Here is an 18,038-nt window from a genome sequence, read left to right as displayed (position 1 = left end):
CCGACAGGGAACAGCTGCCGCTATCCGATATCGGGGACGCGGTGGCACCCTTGCATCTACCGCACGGCCGGGCGAAGACGAGGCGAAAGGCCGAAGCGGCTAATTCATGTCCTCGGGCAGATTGGGCAGCGGCAGGACGCCGATGCCCTCTTCGAGAAGCTTGCGGGCTTCCTCGGGATTGGCCTTGCCGATGATGCCGCGTTCCTTTGCTTCGCCGTAATGAATCTTCCGCGCCTCGGTCGGGAAACGGTCCCCCACATCCTCGGCGCTAGAGCGCACCTGGCGGACCATGTCGCGGATCGCCGCCATCATCTCGGCCCTTGCCGGATCCATGGCGACCGGTGCCGCCGGGACGTCGGACGCAATCGGCGCGACCGGCATGGATCTGTCCTTGTCCGAACGGGCGACGGCCGGCGCCATCAGCGATTTCTCGATCTGGCTGGAACCGCAGACCGGGCAGGAGACGAGACCCCGCTTCTTCTGGCCGTCGAAATCGGCGTTCGAACCGAACCAGATCTCGAATTCATGGGCCTGATCGCAATGAAGCGAAAAGCGGATCACGATGCCGCCCTCGCCTTGTCCGCCGCGGAAACGGTTTCGGCGCGAAAATCGCGTGCATTCTTCAGGTTCGGGATCTTGGCGCGAGCCCTGGCGGATTCCGCCGGATCGATTTCGGCCACCACGATGCCCGGCTCGTCGCCGTCGGCTTCAGCCAGGACCTCGCCCCAGGGATCGACGACGAGGGAGTGACCATAGGTCTCGCGGCCGTCCTCGTGCTTGCCGCCCTGAGCGGCGGAGACGACGAAGGCTCCGTTTTCGATGGCTCGCGCGCGCTGCAGCACGTGCCAGTGCGCTTCTCCCGTCTGGCGGGTGAAGGCGGCGGGTGCCGTCAGCACCTGCGCGCCTGCGAGCGCATGGGACCGGAACAGCTGCGGGAAGCGGATATCGTAGCAGATGCCGAGCCCGAAACGGGTATCGGCGATATCCACCGTCACGGCGCGTTCGCCGGGCCGGTAGGTCGCGCTTTCGCGCCAGCTCTCGCCATTGTCGAGATCGACGTCGAACATGTGGATCTTGTCGTAGGTCGTCACCAGCGCGCCGTCGGGGGAGAAGATGAAGGCGCGGTTGGCGGCCATGCCCTCTCCCGCATCGATGGCGGTGGAGCCGAGATGGAACCAGACGCCGAGTTCAGAGGCCAGGCTGGCGGCCGCGGCCACCACCGGGTCCTCGCCGTCTGTCCTGATCGAGGCCATCAGGGCCGCCTTGTCGCGCATCAGGCAGCCGGTCATTTCCGGTGTCTGGATATATCTCGCCCCACGGCTCGCCGCATCGCGCGCGAGTTCGTCCATCGTGGCGATGTTGGCTTTCGGGTCGGTTCCCGAACGCATCTGGATGGCGGCGACGACGAGTGAAGTCATGTCTCAGGCACCCTGCAGCATGGGATCGAGCTTGCCGGCGCGTTCCAGCGCATGGAGATCGTCGCAACCGCCGACATGGGTATCGCCGATGAAAATCTGCGGGAACGTCCGGCCACCGTTGGATTTCTGGATCATCTCGGCCTTCAGATCCGGCGAGAACGTGGCGTCGTGCTCGGTATAGGCAACGCCCTTTTCGTCGAGCAGACGCTTGGCGGCGGTGCAGAAGCCGCAGAACTGGCGGGTGTAGATCGTCACGTCGACCATCGGGATTATCCTCGCCGGGCGTGATGGCCCGGACCTTCGATTTGAACCGTATCAAGCATATAGGGTCTCGGCGCCGCCGCTTGCAACCCGCGCGAATGTCAGCACGCAGACCCGGGCGGCGCCGGCGCGCAGGAGAACCTTTGCCGCCGCATTGACCGTGGCGCCCGTCGTCAGCACGTCGTCGATCAGCAGGACGCGCCTGCCGGCAATTGCGGACGCGCGCGACGGCTCGACCCTGAATGCCCCTGAAAGATTGGCGATGCGCGCCGTGCGCCCGAGCCCGACCTGCGGGTTCGTGGCCTTGCGGCGGATCAGCGTACCGGGCGCAAGCGGCGTGCCGGAAATATGCGACACCGCTCTCGCCAGTTCGCCCGCCTGGTTATAGGCGCGCCCGAACAGGCGGCGGCGATGCAGCGGCACAGCCAGAATGACGTCGCTCCCGTCGAGAACCTCGCGGCCCGCGCGCACCATCCATTCCGCCATCATCGGCGCGAGATCGGCGCGGTCGGAGAATTTCAGCGCCTGGACGAGTTTGCGCGCGGGGCCATCATAGAGGGCCACTGCGCGGGCCTTGTCGTAGACAGGCGGGTCGGCAATCGCCGCGGCACTGACGAGACCGTCGCCGCGATCATGGTCGAACGGCTGGCCCGTCACCTCGCAGAAGGGACGCTCGATGAACCGGACCTCGGTCCAGCACCCTGCGCATAGCCCGCCATGTCGGCTCATGATGATGCCGCAGCCATGACAGACCGGCGGAAAGACGGTCGCGATCACGGCCTCCGCGAAAGAGCGGGCAAACCTTGCCATCGGTGCGTGAATGCCGGTCGACATACGAGCCATGACTTGACTTTACCGTCCGTCATCCGTCACCACAACGCCGATGAGGAACAGGCCGAACGCCTCGGAAAGAACCGGACCACATGGAACAGATCTTCGACCATGCGCTGTTGCGCCAGCGCCGCGAACGGGCCTTCAGGGCAGCAGTCAAGGACGCGGATTTTCTCGCAGCCCATGTCGCAGCCGACATGGCCGAGCGTCTGAGCCTGGTCGAGCGCAGGTTCGAAAACCCGGTCCAGCTTCACGGCGTCACACCCGTGACGGCGGATCTGATGGAGGCCACCGGCAAGACAGCCAGGTTCCGCTTCGTGGCGGACGGCATGCTCGACGGCCTCGGCGGCCGCGAGCAGATCGTCGCCGACCCGGAGCTTTCCGGGCTGCAGGACGGGTCAAGCGACCTCATCGTCTCGCCGCTATCGCTTCATCTCGTCAACGATACGCCGGGACTGATGATCCAGGCGCGGCGCGCGCTCAGACCGGACGGGCTCTTTCTCGCTGCCGTACCGGGCGCGGGAACGCTTGGCGAATTGCGCCAGTCGCTTCTCGAAGCTGAAAGCCATCTGACAGGCGGCGCTCATTCGCGCGTTCATCCCTTCGCCGACGTGCGCGATTACGGTTCGCTGATGCAGCGCGCGGGATTTGCCCTGCCCGTCGCCGACCGTGAGGACATCGTGGTCCGCTATGACGACATCTTCGCCCTGATGCGCGACCTGCGCGCGATGGGCATGACCAATGCAATGGCTGCCCGGAGCCGGACACCGGCCCCGCGCCTTCTCTTCGATCTGGCTGGCGAGATTTATGCGGACCGCTTTTCAGACCCCGACGGACGTATCCGCGCGACCTTTGCCATCATTCACCTGTCCGGCTGGATGCCGCACGAAAGCCAGCAAAAGCCGTTAAAGCCCGGCAGCGCCAAGATGCGGCTGGCCGATGCTCTGAAAACGGACGATGTCGAACGCGGGGAGTGACCGGGCAAAACCGCCGCGGCAGCCTGGCAGCAAGAGGCGCTTATTCGATGCCGGCGTCGTTCACCTTTTCGGAAACCGACGTGAACTGGTTGTTCATCGACTGGCCGATCTGGCCCATGCCGAAAATCAGCGAAGCAGCGATGAGTGCCGCAATCAATCCGTATTCGATCGCCGTAGCGCCTGATGTATCGCGAATAAAGCGAAGCAGCATCTAAAGTCCTCGTCTGCCGTGACGGCTAATTGACACTTCATGTGCGGCGTGAGCCAGCCACCTCATGTGGCGAAGCGTAAAAATGTGCTTGTCAGCAATCACCTGTCCTGAAGCCATTTCGCTGAATAATGCAAATGGAATCGGGAGAGTCCTGCAGTACAGATTTACGGATCGTGTAGGATCGGCCTGACTTCTGTCCCGAAATGGAACCGGTTATGATGTTGTCGTATGCGCCGGGATGAAACGCCAGGCGGCTTGCCACGTCCTTGGCCAGGATGGGGGTGAGTATGAGAGCGGAGACGATACCGACGCCGGCGAACAACATCGCCGCCTTGACGGCACTCGACCGGCCAAACCGGCCCGTTTCGGGAGATTTGTCGGTGACTGTAGTCCAGAAATCAGCATCGTGCATTGTCTTGCCCCAACCGTGATGACGAAGCGGTTACCGGCAAAAATATGCTGCAATAGCGTTTAGGATTGCTTAACGCTGCACCCGGGGATCGGGGATTTGACCGATATCGAGACACGGCCATTTCGCCGGAGCGGTCTCGAGACATCTCATGACGGGACTCAGATGAGATCGATCAGCGTCGCAACCAGCGGCTCGTCGGCAGGCGGCATCGGCAGATCGCGCATGTCGCGCGGCCGCACCCATTTGAGCGCCTGGCCCTCGCGCCCCTCGGGCCGGCCCTCGAAACGACGGCAGACGAACAACGGCATCAGGAGATGGAAGTCGTCATAGGCGTGGCTGGCGAATGTCAGTGGCGCCAGACAGCTTTCCCAGGTCGTTATCCCCAGCTCCTCGTCGAGCTCGCGGATGAGGGCCGCCTCGGGCCGCTCGCCCCCCTCGACCTTGCCGCCGGGAAACTCCCACATGCCGGCCAGCTTCTTGCCTTCCGGGCGCTGCGCAAGAAGAACGCGACCATCGACGTCGACGAGGGCGCAGGCGACGACGAGAAGAATGGTCTCAGTCACTGACAGCTCCCTGTCCCTCACCGCTCCGACGGAAGGAATAGCGGTAGACCTCCTTGAAGCCGAGCCCCTGATAGAGCCCGTAGGCGGCCTCGTTGGCGGTTTCGACCTGCAGCCATGCCTTGGTCGCACCGCGGTGACGCGCCCAGCGAAGGGCGGCGCAGACGACGTCGCGCCCTCTCCCCTTGCGGCGTGCCTCCGCATGGGTCGCCAGCTCGTAGATGCCGGCGAGTTCCTTGTCGTGGACACAGAGCGCGGTCGACACCGGATTGCCCTTGTCCTCGATGACGAACAGGCCGCTCGGCGGCTTGATGGAACTCAGGACTTCCGTAAGCCCGGCCTTCAGCGAGGGGTCGCGGCCATGGACGCGAATGGATGCATCGACATAGCGGCCGACATCACGGACGGGAAGATGGTCCATTCCGCCGTCGATATCGAGTTCGGACATCGGCGCCGACATGACCGCGGTTTCCTCGAAACGTTCCCAGCCGAGTTCGTCCAGATAGGCATCGAGTTCCTTGGGCGCCAATGGCGACTGCCGGAACACGAGCTGGCGGTCATAGGCCTCGAATCGCCGCGCGGCCATTTCGACCCGGCGCTCAATGTCGCGGCGGTCGGACGGATCGAGCGGATTGACGGAATTGAGCCGCTTGGACGGATGGCCCGCGGTCAGCCTGATCTGCCAGCTGCCATCGAACTGGATGGAAGCAGCCGGCCAGGCACGAAAGCCCGCCGCCTCGAGCCGCCGGACTAGCGCGAGCCGGGGCATGAGGAACTCGTTTGGAAATGATGACGCATGATTTCTAACTGCGGTAATCGCCGTTGATTTCGACATAGGCCTTGGTCAGATCGCAGGTCCAGACCCGAGCCTGCCCCGACCCCAGGCCGATATCGGCGCGGATGGTGATCTCGTCGCGCTTCATGACGGCAGAGGCTTCGGCTTCGCTGTAGTCGGGATCGCGTTCGCCGTCGACGGCCACGCGGACATCGCCGAACCAGATGGCAAGCCGGTCACGGTCGGCTTCCTCGCCGGCCTTGCCCACGGCCATGACGACGCGGCCCCAATTGGCATCCTCGCCGGCGACAGCCGTCTTGACCAGGGGAGAATTGGCGATCGAACGGGCAATGCGGCCCGCGGCTTCGTCGGACGCCGCACCGGTGACCAGCACCTCGACCTGCTTGCGCGCGCCTTCGCCGTCACGGACGATCTTCAGCGACAGTTCCTCCATCAGCGAACGAAGCGCCTCGCGGAAGCCGGCAAGCTGCGGATCCGACGTCTCGGTGATCTGTGCTCCGCCGGTGGAGAACAGGAGAACCGTATCGGAGGTGGAAGTATCGCTGTCGACGGTGACCGCGTTGAAGGTGGAACCGACATGATCCGACAGCGCCGCCTGCAGCACGTTGGCGGCGATCGGCGCATCGGTGACGATGAAGGACAGCATGGTCGCCATGTCCGGCGCAATCATGCCGGCGCCCTTGGCGATTCCGTTGATGGTGCAGGACGCCCCGGCGATCTCGAAGGTGCGCGTGGCGACCTTCGGATAGGTATCGGTGGTCATGATCGCCCGGGCCGCATCCGCCCAGCGATCGCTGACGGCCGACTTGACCATGTCGCCGAGGAGGCCGGAGAATTTCGCTGCGTCGAGAGGTTCGCCGATCACGCCGGTGGAGGCGAGAAAGACTTCCGAGGGCGCGCAGCCGGCAGCCGCCGCAGCGGCCCCGGCCGTATCCGCGGTAGCCTTCGCGCCCTTCGCGCCGGTGAATGCGTTGGCGTTGCCGGAATTGACGACCACGATGCGAGCGGATCCGCCGGGCAGGTTTGCCCGGCAGAGATCGACAGGTGCAGACGGACATTTCGACGTGGTGAACACCCCGGCGACTTCGGCCGGCCTGTCAAAGACCATGACCATCAGGTCGGTGCGGCCCTTGTACTTGATTCCGGCTTCGGCGGTCTCGATCCTGACGCCGGCGATCGGCGGCAGGACGGGATCGGATTTTGGCGCCAGCGGGGATATTTCGGTCGACATGTTGTCCGTGTCTTCTGTCTGCGTGCGGGAAATGGCGAGAATGCGCGGCGGACTACTGTTCAGCCGGCGTTTCGGCACCCGAATCAGCGCCGTTTTCCGCCGCGGCCTCGGCATCTGCCTGCTGCTTCATCACGGTGTCATAACCTTCCTTCAACGCCGGATCGACGATGTCGACCTCGACTTCGGAACGTGCGGTCTCGAGAAGCGCGGCATATTTTTCGCGCAGCAGGACCTGACGCACCTGCGGGGCGACCTGCTCGAAGGCCGGCGCTTCGGCTTCGCGGCGGTCTTCGACCTTGATCACGTGCCAGCCGAATTCCGACTTGATCGGCTCCTTGGTGAATTCGCCCTTTTCGAGACCGAATGCGGCTTCCTCGAAGGCCGGAACCATGCGGCCCTTGCGGAAATAGCCGAGATCGCCGCCTTCGGAAGCGCTGGGACCGGTCGACTTTTCCTTCGCCAGTTCCACGAAATCGGCGCCGTCCTCGAGTTCCTTGATGACAGCCTTCGCCTCATCCTCGGTCTTGAGCAGGATGTGGCGGGCCTGGACCTCTTCTTCCGGCGGAGTGGCAGCGACTTCCTTGTCGTAGCGCGCCTTTACTTCCTCGTCGGTGATGGAATCGATGACTTCCTTCTTGAAGAGGACATTGTGCAGGGTGCGGTCGCGCAGATAATTCATCTGCGACTTGAATTCCTGGGTATCCTCGAGATCCTCGTTCTCGGCCTTGCGGGCCAGCGACTTGATGTCGATGACGGCGGCGAGTGCGGCCAGACGTCGCTGTTCCGCCGGCACGTTGTCGAATTGCGGATCGAGTTCGCCCTGGGCCAGGGTCAGTTCGGATTCAGTAATTTCGGCATCTCCGACCTTGGCGACCACCGGGTCGTCGCCTTCGGCGGCGAAGGCGCCGGACGACATCAGGACCGAGGATGCGAGAAGGACGGCCGCAACGAGCTTCGTATGGCGCATATGAAAAACCTTTCGTTTCGTGCTGTGTCAGCGCGCTCGTCTGGGCTTCGAATCAGTCCATAAGATGACCGCAACCCCCTGTGGCGCGACGTTGACATCGTGCGACCCCCCTCTTATCTGTCTGCCAACCGTCCGTCCAGCCAGCATTCGCTCGCGTTTGGGGTTGGACGGCGCCCTCAAACCCGGAAAGCCCGGCGACGCCCACAGCCATCCCGGCTGCTCGGGACCCGCCACCAGCTGAGCCTTGGGAAAGGACCAGGCATGGTCAAGTTTGGCGCCATCGCCAAGAAATTGTTCGGATCGTCCAATGACCGCCGCGTTCGCGGTTATTCTTCGAAAGTGCAGGCGATCAATGCTCTCGAAAAGGAGATGGAAGCCCTCTCCGATGCCGAGCTCAAACAGAAATCCGACGAATTCAAGCAGTTGCTGCAGAACGGCAAGTCCGTAGACGACATACTCGTGCCGGCATTCGCGGTGGTTCGCGAGGCCGCCAAGCGCGCCATCGGGCTTCGTCCATTCGACGTGCAGCTCGTCGGCGGCATGATTCTCAACGAGAATTCCATCGCCGAGATGAAGACCGGTGAAGGCAAGACGCTCGTCGCGACCCTTCCCGTCTACCTCAACGCGCTGACCGGCCGCGGCGTCCATGTCGTGACCGTCAACGACTACCTCGCCAAGCGCGACGCCGAATGGATGGCGCAGATCTACGGCTTCCTCGGCCTGTCCACGGGCATCATCGTTCACGACATGAGCGACGACGAGCGCCGCGCGGCCTATGCCTGCGACATCACCTATGCCACCAACAACGAGCTCGGCTTCGACTATCTGCGCGACAACATGAAGTATGAGCGCGGCCAGATGGTCCAGCGCGGCCACTACTTCGCCATCGTCGACGAAGTGGATTCGATCCTCATCGACGAGGCGCGCACGCCGCTCATCATCTCCGGTCCGCTCGACGACCGCTCCGACCTCTACACCCGCATCGACGCCTTCATCCCGATGCTGACGGAAGAGGACTACGAGATCGACGAGAAGCAGCGCTCGGCCACCTTCACCGAGGAAGGCACCGAGAAGCTCGAGAACCTTCTCCGCGAAGCCGATCTCCTGAAGGGCGAATCGCTTTACGACGTCGAGAACGTCGCGATCGTTCACCACATCAACAATGCGCTGAAGGCACACCGCCTCTTCACGCGCGACAAGGATTACATCGTCCGTAACGGCGAGATCGTCATCATCGACGAATTCACCGGCCGCATGATGCCGGGCCGCCGCTATTCGGAAGGTCAGCACCAGGCGCTCGAAGCCAAGGAACACGTCCAGATCCAGCCGGAAAACCAGACGCTGGCGTCGATCACGTTCCAGAACTACTTCCGCATGTACGACAAGCTCGGCGGCATGACCGGCACCGCGTCGACGGAAGCCGAGGAATTCGGCAACATCTACGGTCTCGACGTGGTCGAAGTTCCGACCAACCGTCCGATCGCCCGTGCCGATGAAGACGACGAGGTCTACCGGACCACCGAGGAGAAATTCGCGGCCATCGTGGAAGAGATCAAGGCAGCCCGGGAAAAGGCACAGCCGATTCTCGTGGGCACCACCTCGATCGAGAAATCCGAGCAACTCGCCGAACTTCTCAAGCAGGCCGGGATCGAGGACTTCCAGGTTCTCAACGCCCGTTACCACGAGCAGGAAGCCTGCATCGTGTCGCAGGCCGGCGTGCCGGGCGCGGTGACGATCGCCACCAACATGGCCGGTCGCGGTACCGACATCCAGCTCGGCGGCAACGCCGACATGCGCATCGCCCAGGAACTGGGCGACATGGAAGCCGGCCCCGAGCGCGACAGGCGCGTGCAGGAGATCAAGGACGACATCGCCAAGCTCAAGCAGCAGGCGCTGGAAGCCGGCGGTCTCTACGTTCTCGCAACCGAGCGCCATGAAAGCCGCCGCATCGACAACCAGCTGCGCGGCCGTTCCGGTCGTCAGGGCGACCCGGGCCGCTCGAAGTTCTATCTTTCGCTTCAGGACGACCTGATGCGCATCTTCGGTTCGGACCGCATGGACGGGATGCTGCGCAAGCTCGGCCTCCAGGAAGGCGAGGCGATCGTCCATCCGTGGATCAACAAGGCGCTCGAACGCGCCCAGAAGAAGGTCGAAGGCCGCAACTTCGACATCCGCAAGAACCTTCTGAAGTTCGACGACGTGATGAACGATCAGCGCAAGGTCATCTTCGAGCAGCGCATCGAACTGATGGATGCCGAATCGATCAAGGAAACTGTCGAGGACATGCGCGAGGAAGTGGTCGACGGTCTCGTGGCCCTCCACATTCCCGAACGCGCCTATGCCGAGCAGTGGAACATCGCCGAGTTGAAGGAAGGCGTTCAGACCTACCTCAATCTCGACCTTCCCATCGAGGAATGGGCCGAGGAGGAAGGCATTGCCGAGGAAGAGGTGCGCGAGCGCATTCTTGCCGCCACCCGCCAGCAGGCCGAGGAAAAGGAAGCCCGTTTCGGCGCCGAAGTCATGCGCTATGTCGAGAAATCGGTCGTTCTTCAGACCCTCGACCATCTCTGGCGCGAACATCTGGTCAATCTCGACCACCTGCGCTCGGTCATCGGCTTCCGCGGCTACGCTCAGCGCGATCCGCTTCAGGAATACAAGTCGGAGGCCTTCGAACTCTTCCAGGCGCTTCTGGCCAACCTCCGCCAGACGGTGATGGCGCAGATCAGCCGCGTCGAGATCGTCCAGCAGGCAGCCGAGGCGCCGGAGCCCGAAGCACCGGAAATGGTCGGCCATCACCAGAATGCCTCCACCGGCGAGGAAGATTTCACCGAGTCCTCGCCCCTTATGGCATTGGAGGAAGTGGCGCCCGAGGACCGCGATCCGAACGATCCCCAGACCTGGGGCAAGGTCGGCCGCAACGAGGCCTGCCCCTGCGGGTCGGGCAAGAAATTCAAGCACTGCCACGGCGCCTTCGTCTGACGCCCTGAAACGGGTCAGAGACCAGAAGACAAAGCCCGGAAGCCGGCCCGAAGCGCCGCTTCCGGGCTTTTTCGCGTCTTGCTGATGAACTTGCGATAGTCCAACCGTTTCTTAACGTGCAGCACCTACACTCCCCCGACATGTAACTGAACAGGCCGTTGACGACGATGACTTTCACCGACGCCGCAGAACGCTTGCTGCCCGCGCGACACCTGTCGCGCGTCCGGCACCTGCTTGATCTGCTGAAGGTGATCGCGCGCGGCGGCGACGATCTCGCCGTGGCCCAGCGCATGGCGCTGATCGCCTTCGGCATCCGAATCGTCTCGGCGGCAATCGCCTTCATCTCGCAGGTGATCCTGGCCCGCCTGATGGGCAATTTCGACTATGGCGTCTACGTCTTCGTCTGGGTGCTCGCCATCATCCTGGGCAATCTCTCCTGCCTCGGCTTCCACACCGCGGTCATCCGCTTCCTGCCGCAATACCGCGCCTCCGGACAGGCGGAGGAAATCCGCGGCCTGACCTGGACGGCACGGGTCTTCTCGATGATTTCGGCCACACTCGTCGCCGGGATCGGCATTGCGACCGTCCTCATGCTCGGCGACCAGGTGAAGGAATATTACGTCGCGCCGCTGATCATGGGTGCCTTCGCCTTGCCGATGATCGCCCTCGGCGACGTTCTGGACGGCACCTCGCGGGCCAACAACTGGCCGGTTCTGGCGCTCAGCCCCACCTATCTCATCCGTCCGACGCTGATCATCCTGATCGCGATAGCCGCCTTTGCCTGGTTCGGGAGCGCCAATGCGCAGATCGTCCTGGTCGGCGCGCTTGTCGCCACATACCTGACCACGCTGGGCCAGTTCGTCCTGGTCCGCCGCAGGCTGGGCAATATCTTCGCGCGCGGCCGCCTGCAACTCGACTTCAAGGCCTGGGTCGTCGTGGCGCTGCCGATCTTCATGATCGAGGGATTCTACTTCCTGCTCACCAATGCCGATGTGATCGTGGTGGGTCTTTATCTCCCGCCCGAGAGGGTCGCGGTCTATTTCGCCGCCGCCAAGATTATGGCGCTGGTCCATTTCGTCTATTTCGCCGTCAAGGCCGCCGCAGCCCCGCGCTTCTCAAACCTCGTGTCGACCGGCCGGATGAAAGAACTCGGCCACTTCGCCAGCCAGACCACACGCTGGGCCTTCTGGCCCTCCCTCGTCGTGGGCGGGCTCGCCATGCTGGCAGCTCCGCTTCTTCTTTCGCTTTTCGGTCCCGACTATCTCGAAGGCCGCCTCGTCATGGCGATCCTGCTCGTCGGCATCCTGGCGAAGGCCATGGTCGGCCCGGCTGAGGTTCTCCTTTCCATGACCGGTCATCACAAGGTCTGCGCCGGTGTCTATGCACTGGCCTTGACGGTCAATATCGGATTGAACATTGCCCTCATTCCGCACTTTGGTATCGAGGGAGCGGCCATTGCCACGGCCGTAGCCATGAGCGCGGAAGCGCTTTTACTTCACATCACGGTAAGACACAGACTTGGAATCATCCAGTTCGTCGGCACCGATCAATACGGCAGACTGGCACTGCGCCCGGCAGCGGAGGTCTGACAGGATATGGCATCGCACCCCATCATCGAGGAAAACGCCAGCAGCCAGGCCAATGCGCTGATCGGAGAGTTCGCCGCCGTCCACACCGACCGGCCGACCGCCGAACAGACGATGCCCGTCGGTCGCGACGGCCGCCAGATCGCGATCTACAACGCCCGCGCGGGCTACGGCCTGCAGCACGAGCTCGACTACCTCACCAACCGCTCGCTCGAGCCCAATGTGTTTTTCGCCGGCCGCTTCCTGGCACCGGCCATGCCGCGGCTCGAAGACCGCCAGATCAGGCTGTTGCTGATCCGCGACGAATTGGACAACCGCTCGCGTCTTCGGCTTCTCTTCCCGTTCTCGATTGAAAAGCCCGGCTTCTCCGTCGGCCCCAGCATCATGCGCATATGGGCCAATTCCTTCGGTCCGCTCGGCACGCCGCTCGTCGATGCCGAGGGCGCTGCCGAAACCTTCGACAACCTCCTCGAGGGCCTGTCCGATTCAAGCCTCGGCCTGCCCCATGTGCTGGTTCTGCCCGACGCCCGCCTGAAGGGACCGACGATCAGCCTGCTGCGAGCGGTCGCCATCGCCCGCAACCTGCCACTCGTGGAGACGGATCAGAGCGAGCGTCCGATGCTCGAAAGCACTCTGGATGCGGACGAATATCTTGCCAGTTCGCTCTCCAAGAACCACCGCCGTGAAATGCGCCGCCAATGGCGCAAGCTCGAGGAAGTCGGCACGCTTGAATATGTCGTCGCCCGTCAACCCGACGAGATTCGCTATCATCTCGAGGAGTTCCTGACACTCGAGGATTCGGGCTGGAAGGGCAAAGCGCGCTCGGCGATGATTTCCGACCGCTATCGCGCCGCCTTCGCCCGCGAGGCGATCAACGGCCTCGCCACGAACGACGCCGTGCGTATCCATTCCCTGGTCCTCAACGGAGAAGCCATCGCCTCGATGATCGTCTTCATCACGTCCGGCGAGGCTTATACATGGAAGACGGCCTATAACGAGGAGTATGCCCGCTTCTCGCCCGGCAAGCTGCTCATGGACCGCCTGACCGAATGGCATCTCGATGATTTCAACATCCAGCGCACCGATTCATGCGCCGTGCCCGATCATCCCATCATGAGCCGGTTCTGGAGCGAGCGCTGCGAGATGGGCAGCCTGATCATCGGCCTGACCCCGCAGGCCGACCGCGAAGTCCGCCAGGTCGCGACCCAGCTTCACATCTACCGCAACACCCGCAACATGGCCCGCCTGATCCGCCAGAAGATCCGCGGACTGGCCAATCGTTGAGGTCTCTCTTCCGGCGAACTGCTGAACCGGGATAACGCTTCAGTCCGTATCGCCGGTCACGATTTCCTTGAAGAGAACCGACTGGTCGATGAGATAGCGCGAGAAAATCGGCAGGCTGGCGCCGCCGATGGCGCGGGCCTGAGCGCCGACCTGTCCCTCGACGATATCCGGATACTGAATGCCCTGCAGGTTGAGCTTGCCGATCTCCTCCTGCGTCGCCCTCACCAGCCGCTCGCGCACCCAGGCGGGAAAGCCCCCGTCTATCACGGCGGCGGAAAAGTCCATGACCGAACAGGCCGCTGCGATGGCCTGCGCGAGACCGGCGGCACTTTCCCGTATCCAGGTCTCCAGCGGCTCGCCGAAATCGATCCACTGATCGGCACTGTACCAGAGCGGTTCGGGATCGACCCCGTGCTCCCGCAGCATGCGCTCCAGGATGAAGATCGAGGCGATCTGCAGAAGCTGCACGGTCTCGCCCCTGTTGTTGCGCACCGGCAACGGGCCGATGGCGCCGGCGGTTCCGGTGCGACCGCCGAAAAGGGTGGAATTCAGCACGATGCCGCCACCGATGAATGAGCCGACATAGAAGTAGACGAAGTCGGGATAATGCGGGCCGACGCCGAAGACGAGCTCGGCGCCGCAGGCGCTGGTCGCGTCGTTCTGCAGGAAGACCGGATAGCTCACCCTGGCGGCGATCTCGGCCTGCAGGTCGAAGCCCCGCCATTGTTCCATCGCCCCCGACGGCGCCCCGACCTCGCTCGCCCAGTTCCACAATTCGAAGGGCGCGGCCACCCCGATGCCGGCGATGGTGGACCTTTGCTTGGAGGCCAGATCCGCTTCGATGTCGTCGATGCTCTCCGTGATGAAGTTGATGATTTCCGTCGAATCCGGATACCGGTAGGTGCGGTGGCGGTTGAGGCGGATCTCGCCGGTGAAATCCATGAGAACGAGATCGGCGCTGCGCCGGCCGATCTTCACCCCGTAGGAAAGGACCGCGTCCGGATTGAGATGCATCGGCACCGACGGCTGTCCGACGCGTCCCCGCATCGGCTCCCCGCGCACGAGCAGGCCGTCCTTCTCGAGTGCGCGCATTATGACCGACACGGTCTGCGGCGAAAGTCCGGTGCGCCGCGCGATCTCGGCTTTCGAAACGCCGGGCTGCAGCCGGACCAGAGACAGGACGAGCCGCTCGTTGTAGGCGCGCACGCGCACCTGGTTGGCCCCGCCAGCCATGCTGGAATAGGCGGCATTGTCGCCGGTTCTCGTTCGGTTGTCAGTAAAGTTCATCGCCGCTCCTCGTCCGGCCTGAATAGCGCACCCTCCTTGCGCCGTCCTGCCGCTAGCATCGCAGATCGGATTACTAAATCAACTGGATTTATTTATTGACAGACGCCTTTATCCCGACAATTAATAGGCCGTCGCGACAGCACTCCAGAGGAGCGAGATGCTGCCGCATGAGGAGTATTCCCGCCGCGTGCCCGCACAGCCAGGGACGCCGGCACGACCATCAAACTGGGAGGAAGTTTATGAAAAAGTCTCTTTTGACGTCCACGCTCGGCGCCCTCGCGCTCGGCGTCGCCTTTGCCGCTCCGGCAAGCGCTGAAGACATCTCGGCATGCCTGATCACCAAGACCGACACCAATCCCTTCTTCGTCAAGATGAAGGAAGGCGCGACCGCCAAGGCCAAGGAACTCGGCATCGAGCTCAAGAGCTTCGCCGGCAAGATCGACGGCGACCACGAAACCCAGGTCGCAGCCATCGAGACCTGCATCGCGGACGGAGCAAAAGGCATTCTGCTGACCGCATCCGACACGTCTTCCATCGTTTCGTCGGTCAAGCAGGCTCGCGACGCCGGCCTTCTGGTGATCGCGCTCGATACCCCGCTCAACCCCATCGACGCCGCCGACATGACCTTTGCCACCGACAACTTCAAGGCCGGCGAACTGATCGGCCAGTGGGCCAAGGCCAAGCTCGGCGACGAGGCGGCCAATGCCAAGATCGCCATGCTCGACCTCGCCGTCAGCCAGCCCACCGTCGGCGTTCTGCGCGACCAGGGCTTTCTTCAGGGCTTCGGCATCGACCTCGGCGATCCCAACAAGTGGGGTGACGAGACCGATCCGCGCGTCGTCGGCCATGACGTGACCGCCGGCAACGAGGAAGGCGGCCGCACGGCGATGGAAAACCTGCTAGCGACCGATCCGATGATCAACGTCGTCTACACGATCAACGAGCCGGCCGCTGCGGGCGCCTATGAAGCGCTCAAGGCCATCGGCCGCGAGGGCGACGTGACCATCGTCTCCGTCGACGGCGGCTGCCCGGGCGTCCAGAATGTTGCCGACGGCGTCATCGGCGCCACCTCGCAGCAATATCCGCTGCTCATGGCCTCCAAGGGCATCGAGGCGATCGCCGCCTGGGCCAAGGACGGCACCAAGCCGGAACCGACCGAAGGCAAGGACTTCTTCGACACCGGCGTGGAACTGGTCACCGACCAGCCCGTCGATGGCGTCCCGTCCATCTCGGTCAAGGACGGCCAGGATCGCTGCTGGGGCTGACGCCTGAGCCGGGCCGCAGGTAGCGGCCTGACGAAAACGGGAAGCGGGGACGAAGCTCCGCGCTTCCCACGGCGCATTGCCGGCCGCAAGCGGCCGGCGCAAGGGAGGAAAGAGCGCCCATGTCGGACAATGTCACGACGGACAAATACGAATCCGCCAGCAACCGCGAAGACAAGCTCGCCGAGTTCGAGGTCCACAAGCGCGGAATGTTCGGAAACGTGCAGCATTGGCTGCACCTGACGCCGGCCGCCGTTCCGCTGATCGTTCTCATCGCCTCGATCCTCATCTTCGGCGCATTGATCGGCGACCGCTTCTTCTCGCCCTTCGCGCTCACCCTGGTTCTCCAGCAGGTCCAGATCGTCGGCATCGTCGCCGCCGCGCAAAGCCTCATCATCCTGACTGCCGGCATCGACCTCTCGGTCGGCGCCATCACCGTGTTCTCCTCGGTGATCATGGGGCAGCTGACATTCCGTTACGGGATGCCGCCGAGCCTGGCGATTCTCTGCGGCCTGATCTTCGGCACGCTGTGCGGAACGCTGAACGGATTTCTCGTTTCGCGCATCAAGCTGCCGCCCTTCATCGTCACGCTCGGCACATGGCAGATCATTCTCGCCTCGAACTACCTCTACTCCGCCAACGAGACCATCCGCGCGCAGGAGATCGAGACCCATGCTCCGCTCTTGCAGCTCATGGGCACCAAGTTCCAGCTCGGCGGCGCGATCTTCACGCTTGGCGTCATTTTCATGATCGCACTGATGATCGTTCTCGCCTGGGTGCTGCGTCACACAGCATGGGGCCGCCACGTCTATGCCGTGGGCGACGACCCGGAGGCGGCACAGCTCTCCGGCGTGAACGTCAAGGCGACGCTTCTCTCGGTCTATGCGCTGGCCGGCCTCATCTGCGCCTTCGCCGGCTGGGCTCTCATTGGCCGTATCGGCTCGGTGTCCCCCACCTCCGCCTACGAAGCCAATATCGAATCCATCACCGCAGTGGTGATCGGCGGCATCTCGCTCTTCGGCGGACGCGGCTCGATCCTCGGGGCGCTGTTCGGGGCGCTGATCGTCGGCGTCTTCTCGCTTGGCCTGCGGCTCCTGGGTGCGGACGCCCAATGGACCTATTTCTTCATCGGCGTGCTGATCATCGCCGCCGTTGCCGTGGACCAGTGGATCAGAAAGGTATCGGCATGAGTGAACCCATCCTGAAAGGCCGCGGCCTGATCAAGCGCTACGGACGCGTGACCGCGCTCGACCGCTGCGACTTCGACCTCATGCCCGGCGAGATCCTTGCCGTGATCGGCGACAACGGAGCCGGAAAGTCGACGCTCATCAAGGCGATCTCCGGCGCGGTGACGCCGGAAGAGGGCGAAATCTGGATGAACGGCAAGAAGGTCCATTTCACCTCGCCGAGCGACGCGCGGGAGGCGGGCATCGAGACGGTCTACCAGACGCTCGCAATGTCCCCGGCGCTCTCGATCGCCGACAACATGTTCATGGGCCGGGAGATCAGAAAACCCGGCATCATGGGCAAGGTCTTCCGCCAGCTCGACCGTCCGGCGATGGAGAAATTCGCACGCCAGAAACTCTCCGATCTCGGACTGATGACGATCCAGAACATCAACCAGGCCGTGGAGACGCTGTCCGGCGGCCAGCGTCAGGGCGTTGCCGTGGCGCGTGCCGCCGCCTTCGGTTCCAAGGTCATCATCCTCGACGAGCCGACGGCGGCGCTCGGCGTCAAGGAATCGCGCCGTGTGCTCGAACTGATCCAGGACGTGAAATCGCGCGGCATCCCGATCATCCTGATCTCGCACAACATGCCGCATGTTTTCGAAGTCGCCGACCGCATCCACATTCACCGGCTGGGGCGGCGGCTCTGCGTGATCAATCCCAAAGACTACACGATGTCCGACGCGGTCGCTTTCATGACCGGGGCCAAGGAACCGCCAACGGAAGAACTGGCGGCCTGACAACACAACT

At 63.4% G+C, this 18,038-nt stretch carries 18 protein-coding genes; 7 read left to right on the top strand and 11 right to left on the bottom strand.

Annotated elements, in window-relative coordinates:
• Positions 1 to 99 precede the first annotated feature (99 nt).
• The 4 genes from E2A64_RS14100 to E2A64_RS14085 are packed head-to-tail and all read right to left on the bottom strand — an operon-like array spanning position 100 to position 2,522.
• On the bottom strand, positions 100 to 561 hold the full coding sequence (locus tag E2A64_RS14100; RefSeq protein WP_133285154.1) for a DUF1178 family protein: 462 nt from the start codon (positions 559 to 561) through the stop codon (positions 100 to 102).
• Positions 558 to 1,418, bottom strand: coding sequence for a carbon-nitrogen hydrolase family protein (locus E2A64_RS14095; RefSeq protein WP_133285153.1), 861 nt, complete (start codon positions 1,416 to 1,418; stop codon positions 558 to 560). The genes E2A64_RS14100 and E2A64_RS14095 overlap by 4 nt, the downstream gene beginning before the upstream one ends.
• Before the next feature lie 3 nt (positions 1,419 to 1,421).
• Positions 1,422 to 1,682, bottom strand: coding sequence for a glutaredoxin 3 (gene grxC / locus E2A64_RS14090; RefSeq protein ID WP_133285152.1), 261 nt, complete (start codon positions 1,680 to 1,682; stop codon positions 1,422 to 1,424).
• 51 nt (positions 1,683 to 1,733) lie between these two features.
• The gene (locus tag E2A64_RS14085) at positions 1,734 to 2,522 is read right to left on the bottom strand and encodes a ComF family protein (RefSeq protein ID WP_244598302.1); all 789 of its coding nucleotides are present in this window, start codon (positions 2,520 to 2,522) and stop codon (positions 1,734 to 1,736) included.
• An 80-nt stretch (positions 2,523 to 2,602) separates the two neighbouring features.
• On the opposite strand from E2A64_RS14085, the gene E2A64_RS14080 reads away from it, so the two are divergent.
• Positions 2,603 to 3,487, top strand: a complete 885-nt coding sequence (locus E2A64_RS14080) for a class I SAM-dependent methyltransferase (RefSeq protein WP_133285151.1) — start codon at positions 2,603 to 2,605, stop codon at positions 3,485 to 3,487.
• Positions 3,488 to 3,527: 40 nt separating this feature from the next.
• On the opposite strand, the gene E2A64_RS14075 is transcribed toward E2A64_RS14080, so the two are convergent.
• The 6 genes from E2A64_RS14075 to E2A64_RS14050 all read right to left on the bottom strand — a co-directional run bounded on the left by E2A64_RS14075 (position 3,528) and on the right by E2A64_RS14050 (position 7,664).
• The gene (locus E2A64_RS14075; RefSeq protein WP_133285150.1) at positions 3,528 to 3,698 is read right to left on the bottom strand and encodes a Flp family type IVb pilin; all 171 of its coding nucleotides are present in this window, start codon (positions 3,696 to 3,698) and stop codon (positions 3,528 to 3,530) included.
• Positions 3,699 to 3,789: 91 nt separating this feature from the next.
• The gene (locus E2A64_RS14070) at positions 3,790 to 4,110 is read right to left on the bottom strand and encodes a hypothetical protein (protein WP_133285149.1); all 321 of its coding nucleotides are present in this window, start codon (positions 4,108 to 4,110) and stop codon (positions 3,790 to 3,792) included.
• Between the two features lie 158 nt (positions 4,111 to 4,268).
• Positions 4,269 to 4,673 (bottom strand): (deoxy)nucleoside triphosphate pyrophosphohydrolase, encoded by a 405-nt coding sequence (locus tag E2A64_RS14065; protein ID WP_133285148.1) that lies wholly within the window; start codon positions 4,671 to 4,673, stop codon positions 4,269 to 4,271.
• A complete protein-coding gene (locus E2A64_RS14060; protein WP_133285147.1) occupies positions 4,666 to 5,439 on the bottom strand; it encodes a GNAT family N-acetyltransferase in 774 nt (257 codons plus the stop codon). Before E2A64_RS14060 ends, E2A64_RS14065 begins: the two co-directional genes overlap by 8 nt.
• 34 nt (positions 5,440 to 5,473) lie before the next feature.
• Positions 5,474 to 6,697, bottom strand: coding sequence for a bifunctional glutamate N-acetyltransferase/amino-acid acetyltransferase ArgJ (gene argJ, locus E2A64_RS14055; protein WP_133285146.1), 1,224 nt, complete (start codon positions 6,695 to 6,697; stop codon positions 5,474 to 5,476).
• 52 nt (positions 6,698 to 6,749) lie between these two features.
• Positions 6,750 to 7,664 (bottom strand): peptidylprolyl isomerase, encoded by a 915-nt coding sequence (locus tag E2A64_RS14050; protein ID WP_133285145.1) that lies wholly within the window; start codon positions 7,662 to 7,664, stop codon positions 6,750 to 6,752.
• A 261-nt stretch (positions 7,665 to 7,925) separates the two neighbouring features.
• Here E2A64_RS14050 and secA point away from each other — a divergent pair, with 261 nt between their 5' ends.
• From secA to E2A64_RS14035, 3 genes are all read left to right on the top strand, one after another.
• On the top strand, positions 7,926 to 10,643 hold the full coding sequence (gene secA / locus E2A64_RS14045) for a preprotein translocase subunit SecA (RefSeq protein ID WP_133285144.1): 2,718 nt from the start codon (positions 7,926 to 7,928) through the stop codon (positions 10,641 to 10,643).
• 167 nt (positions 10,644 to 10,810) lie between these two features.
• The gene (locus tag E2A64_RS14040; RefSeq protein WP_133285143.1) at positions 10,811 to 12,232 is read left to right on the top strand and encodes a lipopolysaccharide biosynthesis protein; all 1,422 of its coding nucleotides are present in this window, start codon (positions 10,811 to 10,813) and stop codon (positions 12,230 to 12,232) included.
• A gap of 6 nt (positions 12,233 to 12,238) precedes the next feature.
• Positions 12,239 to 13,513 (top strand): GNAT family N-acetyltransferase, encoded by a 1,275-nt coding sequence (locus E2A64_RS14035; RefSeq protein ID WP_133285142.1) that lies wholly within the window; start codon positions 12,239 to 12,241, stop codon positions 13,511 to 13,513.
• Between the two features lie 39 nt (positions 13,514 to 13,552).
• Here E2A64_RS14035 and E2A64_RS14030 read toward each other — a convergent pair whose 3' ends face one another.
• Positions 13,553 to 14,800 carry an ROK family transcriptional regulator gene (locus E2A64_RS14030; RefSeq protein ID WP_133285141.1) on the bottom strand — a complete coding sequence of 416 codons (1,248 nt, stop codon included), beginning with the start codon at positions 14,798 to 14,800 and terminating at the stop codon, positions 13,553 to 13,555.
• A 239-nt stretch (positions 14,801 to 15,039) separates the two neighbouring features.
• Between E2A64_RS14030 and E2A64_RS14025 the strand changes: the two genes are divergently transcribed.
• From E2A64_RS14025 to E2A64_RS14015, 3 genes are all read left to right on the top strand, one after another.
• Complete coding sequence (locus E2A64_RS14025) at positions 15,040 to 16,065, top strand: sugar ABC transporter substrate-binding protein (RefSeq protein ID WP_133285140.1); 1,026 nt, start codon at positions 15,040 to 15,042, stop codon at positions 16,063 to 16,065.
• A 119-nt stretch (positions 16,066 to 16,184) separates the two neighbouring features.
• Entirely contained in the window at positions 16,185 to 17,252 is a 1,068-nt protein-coding gene (locus E2A64_RS14020) for an ABC transporter permease (protein ID WP_133285139.1), read from the top strand.
• Complete coding sequence (locus E2A64_RS14015; protein WP_244598301.1) at positions 17,249 to 18,028, top strand: ATP-binding cassette domain-containing protein; 780 nt, start codon at positions 17,249 to 17,251, stop codon at positions 18,026 to 18,028. The genes E2A64_RS14020 and E2A64_RS14015 overlap by 4 nt, the downstream gene beginning before the upstream one ends.
• Positions 18,029 to 18,038 lie beyond the last annotated feature (10 nt).

This window comes from Pseudohoeflea suaedae, from assembly GCF_004354915.1.
GTDB classification, from domain to species: domain Bacteria; phylum Pseudomonadota; class Alphaproteobacteria; order Rhizobiales; family Rhizobiaceae; genus Pseudohoeflea; species Pseudohoeflea suaedae.
This window is presented reverse-complemented; position numbering and strand designations above follow the sequence as displayed.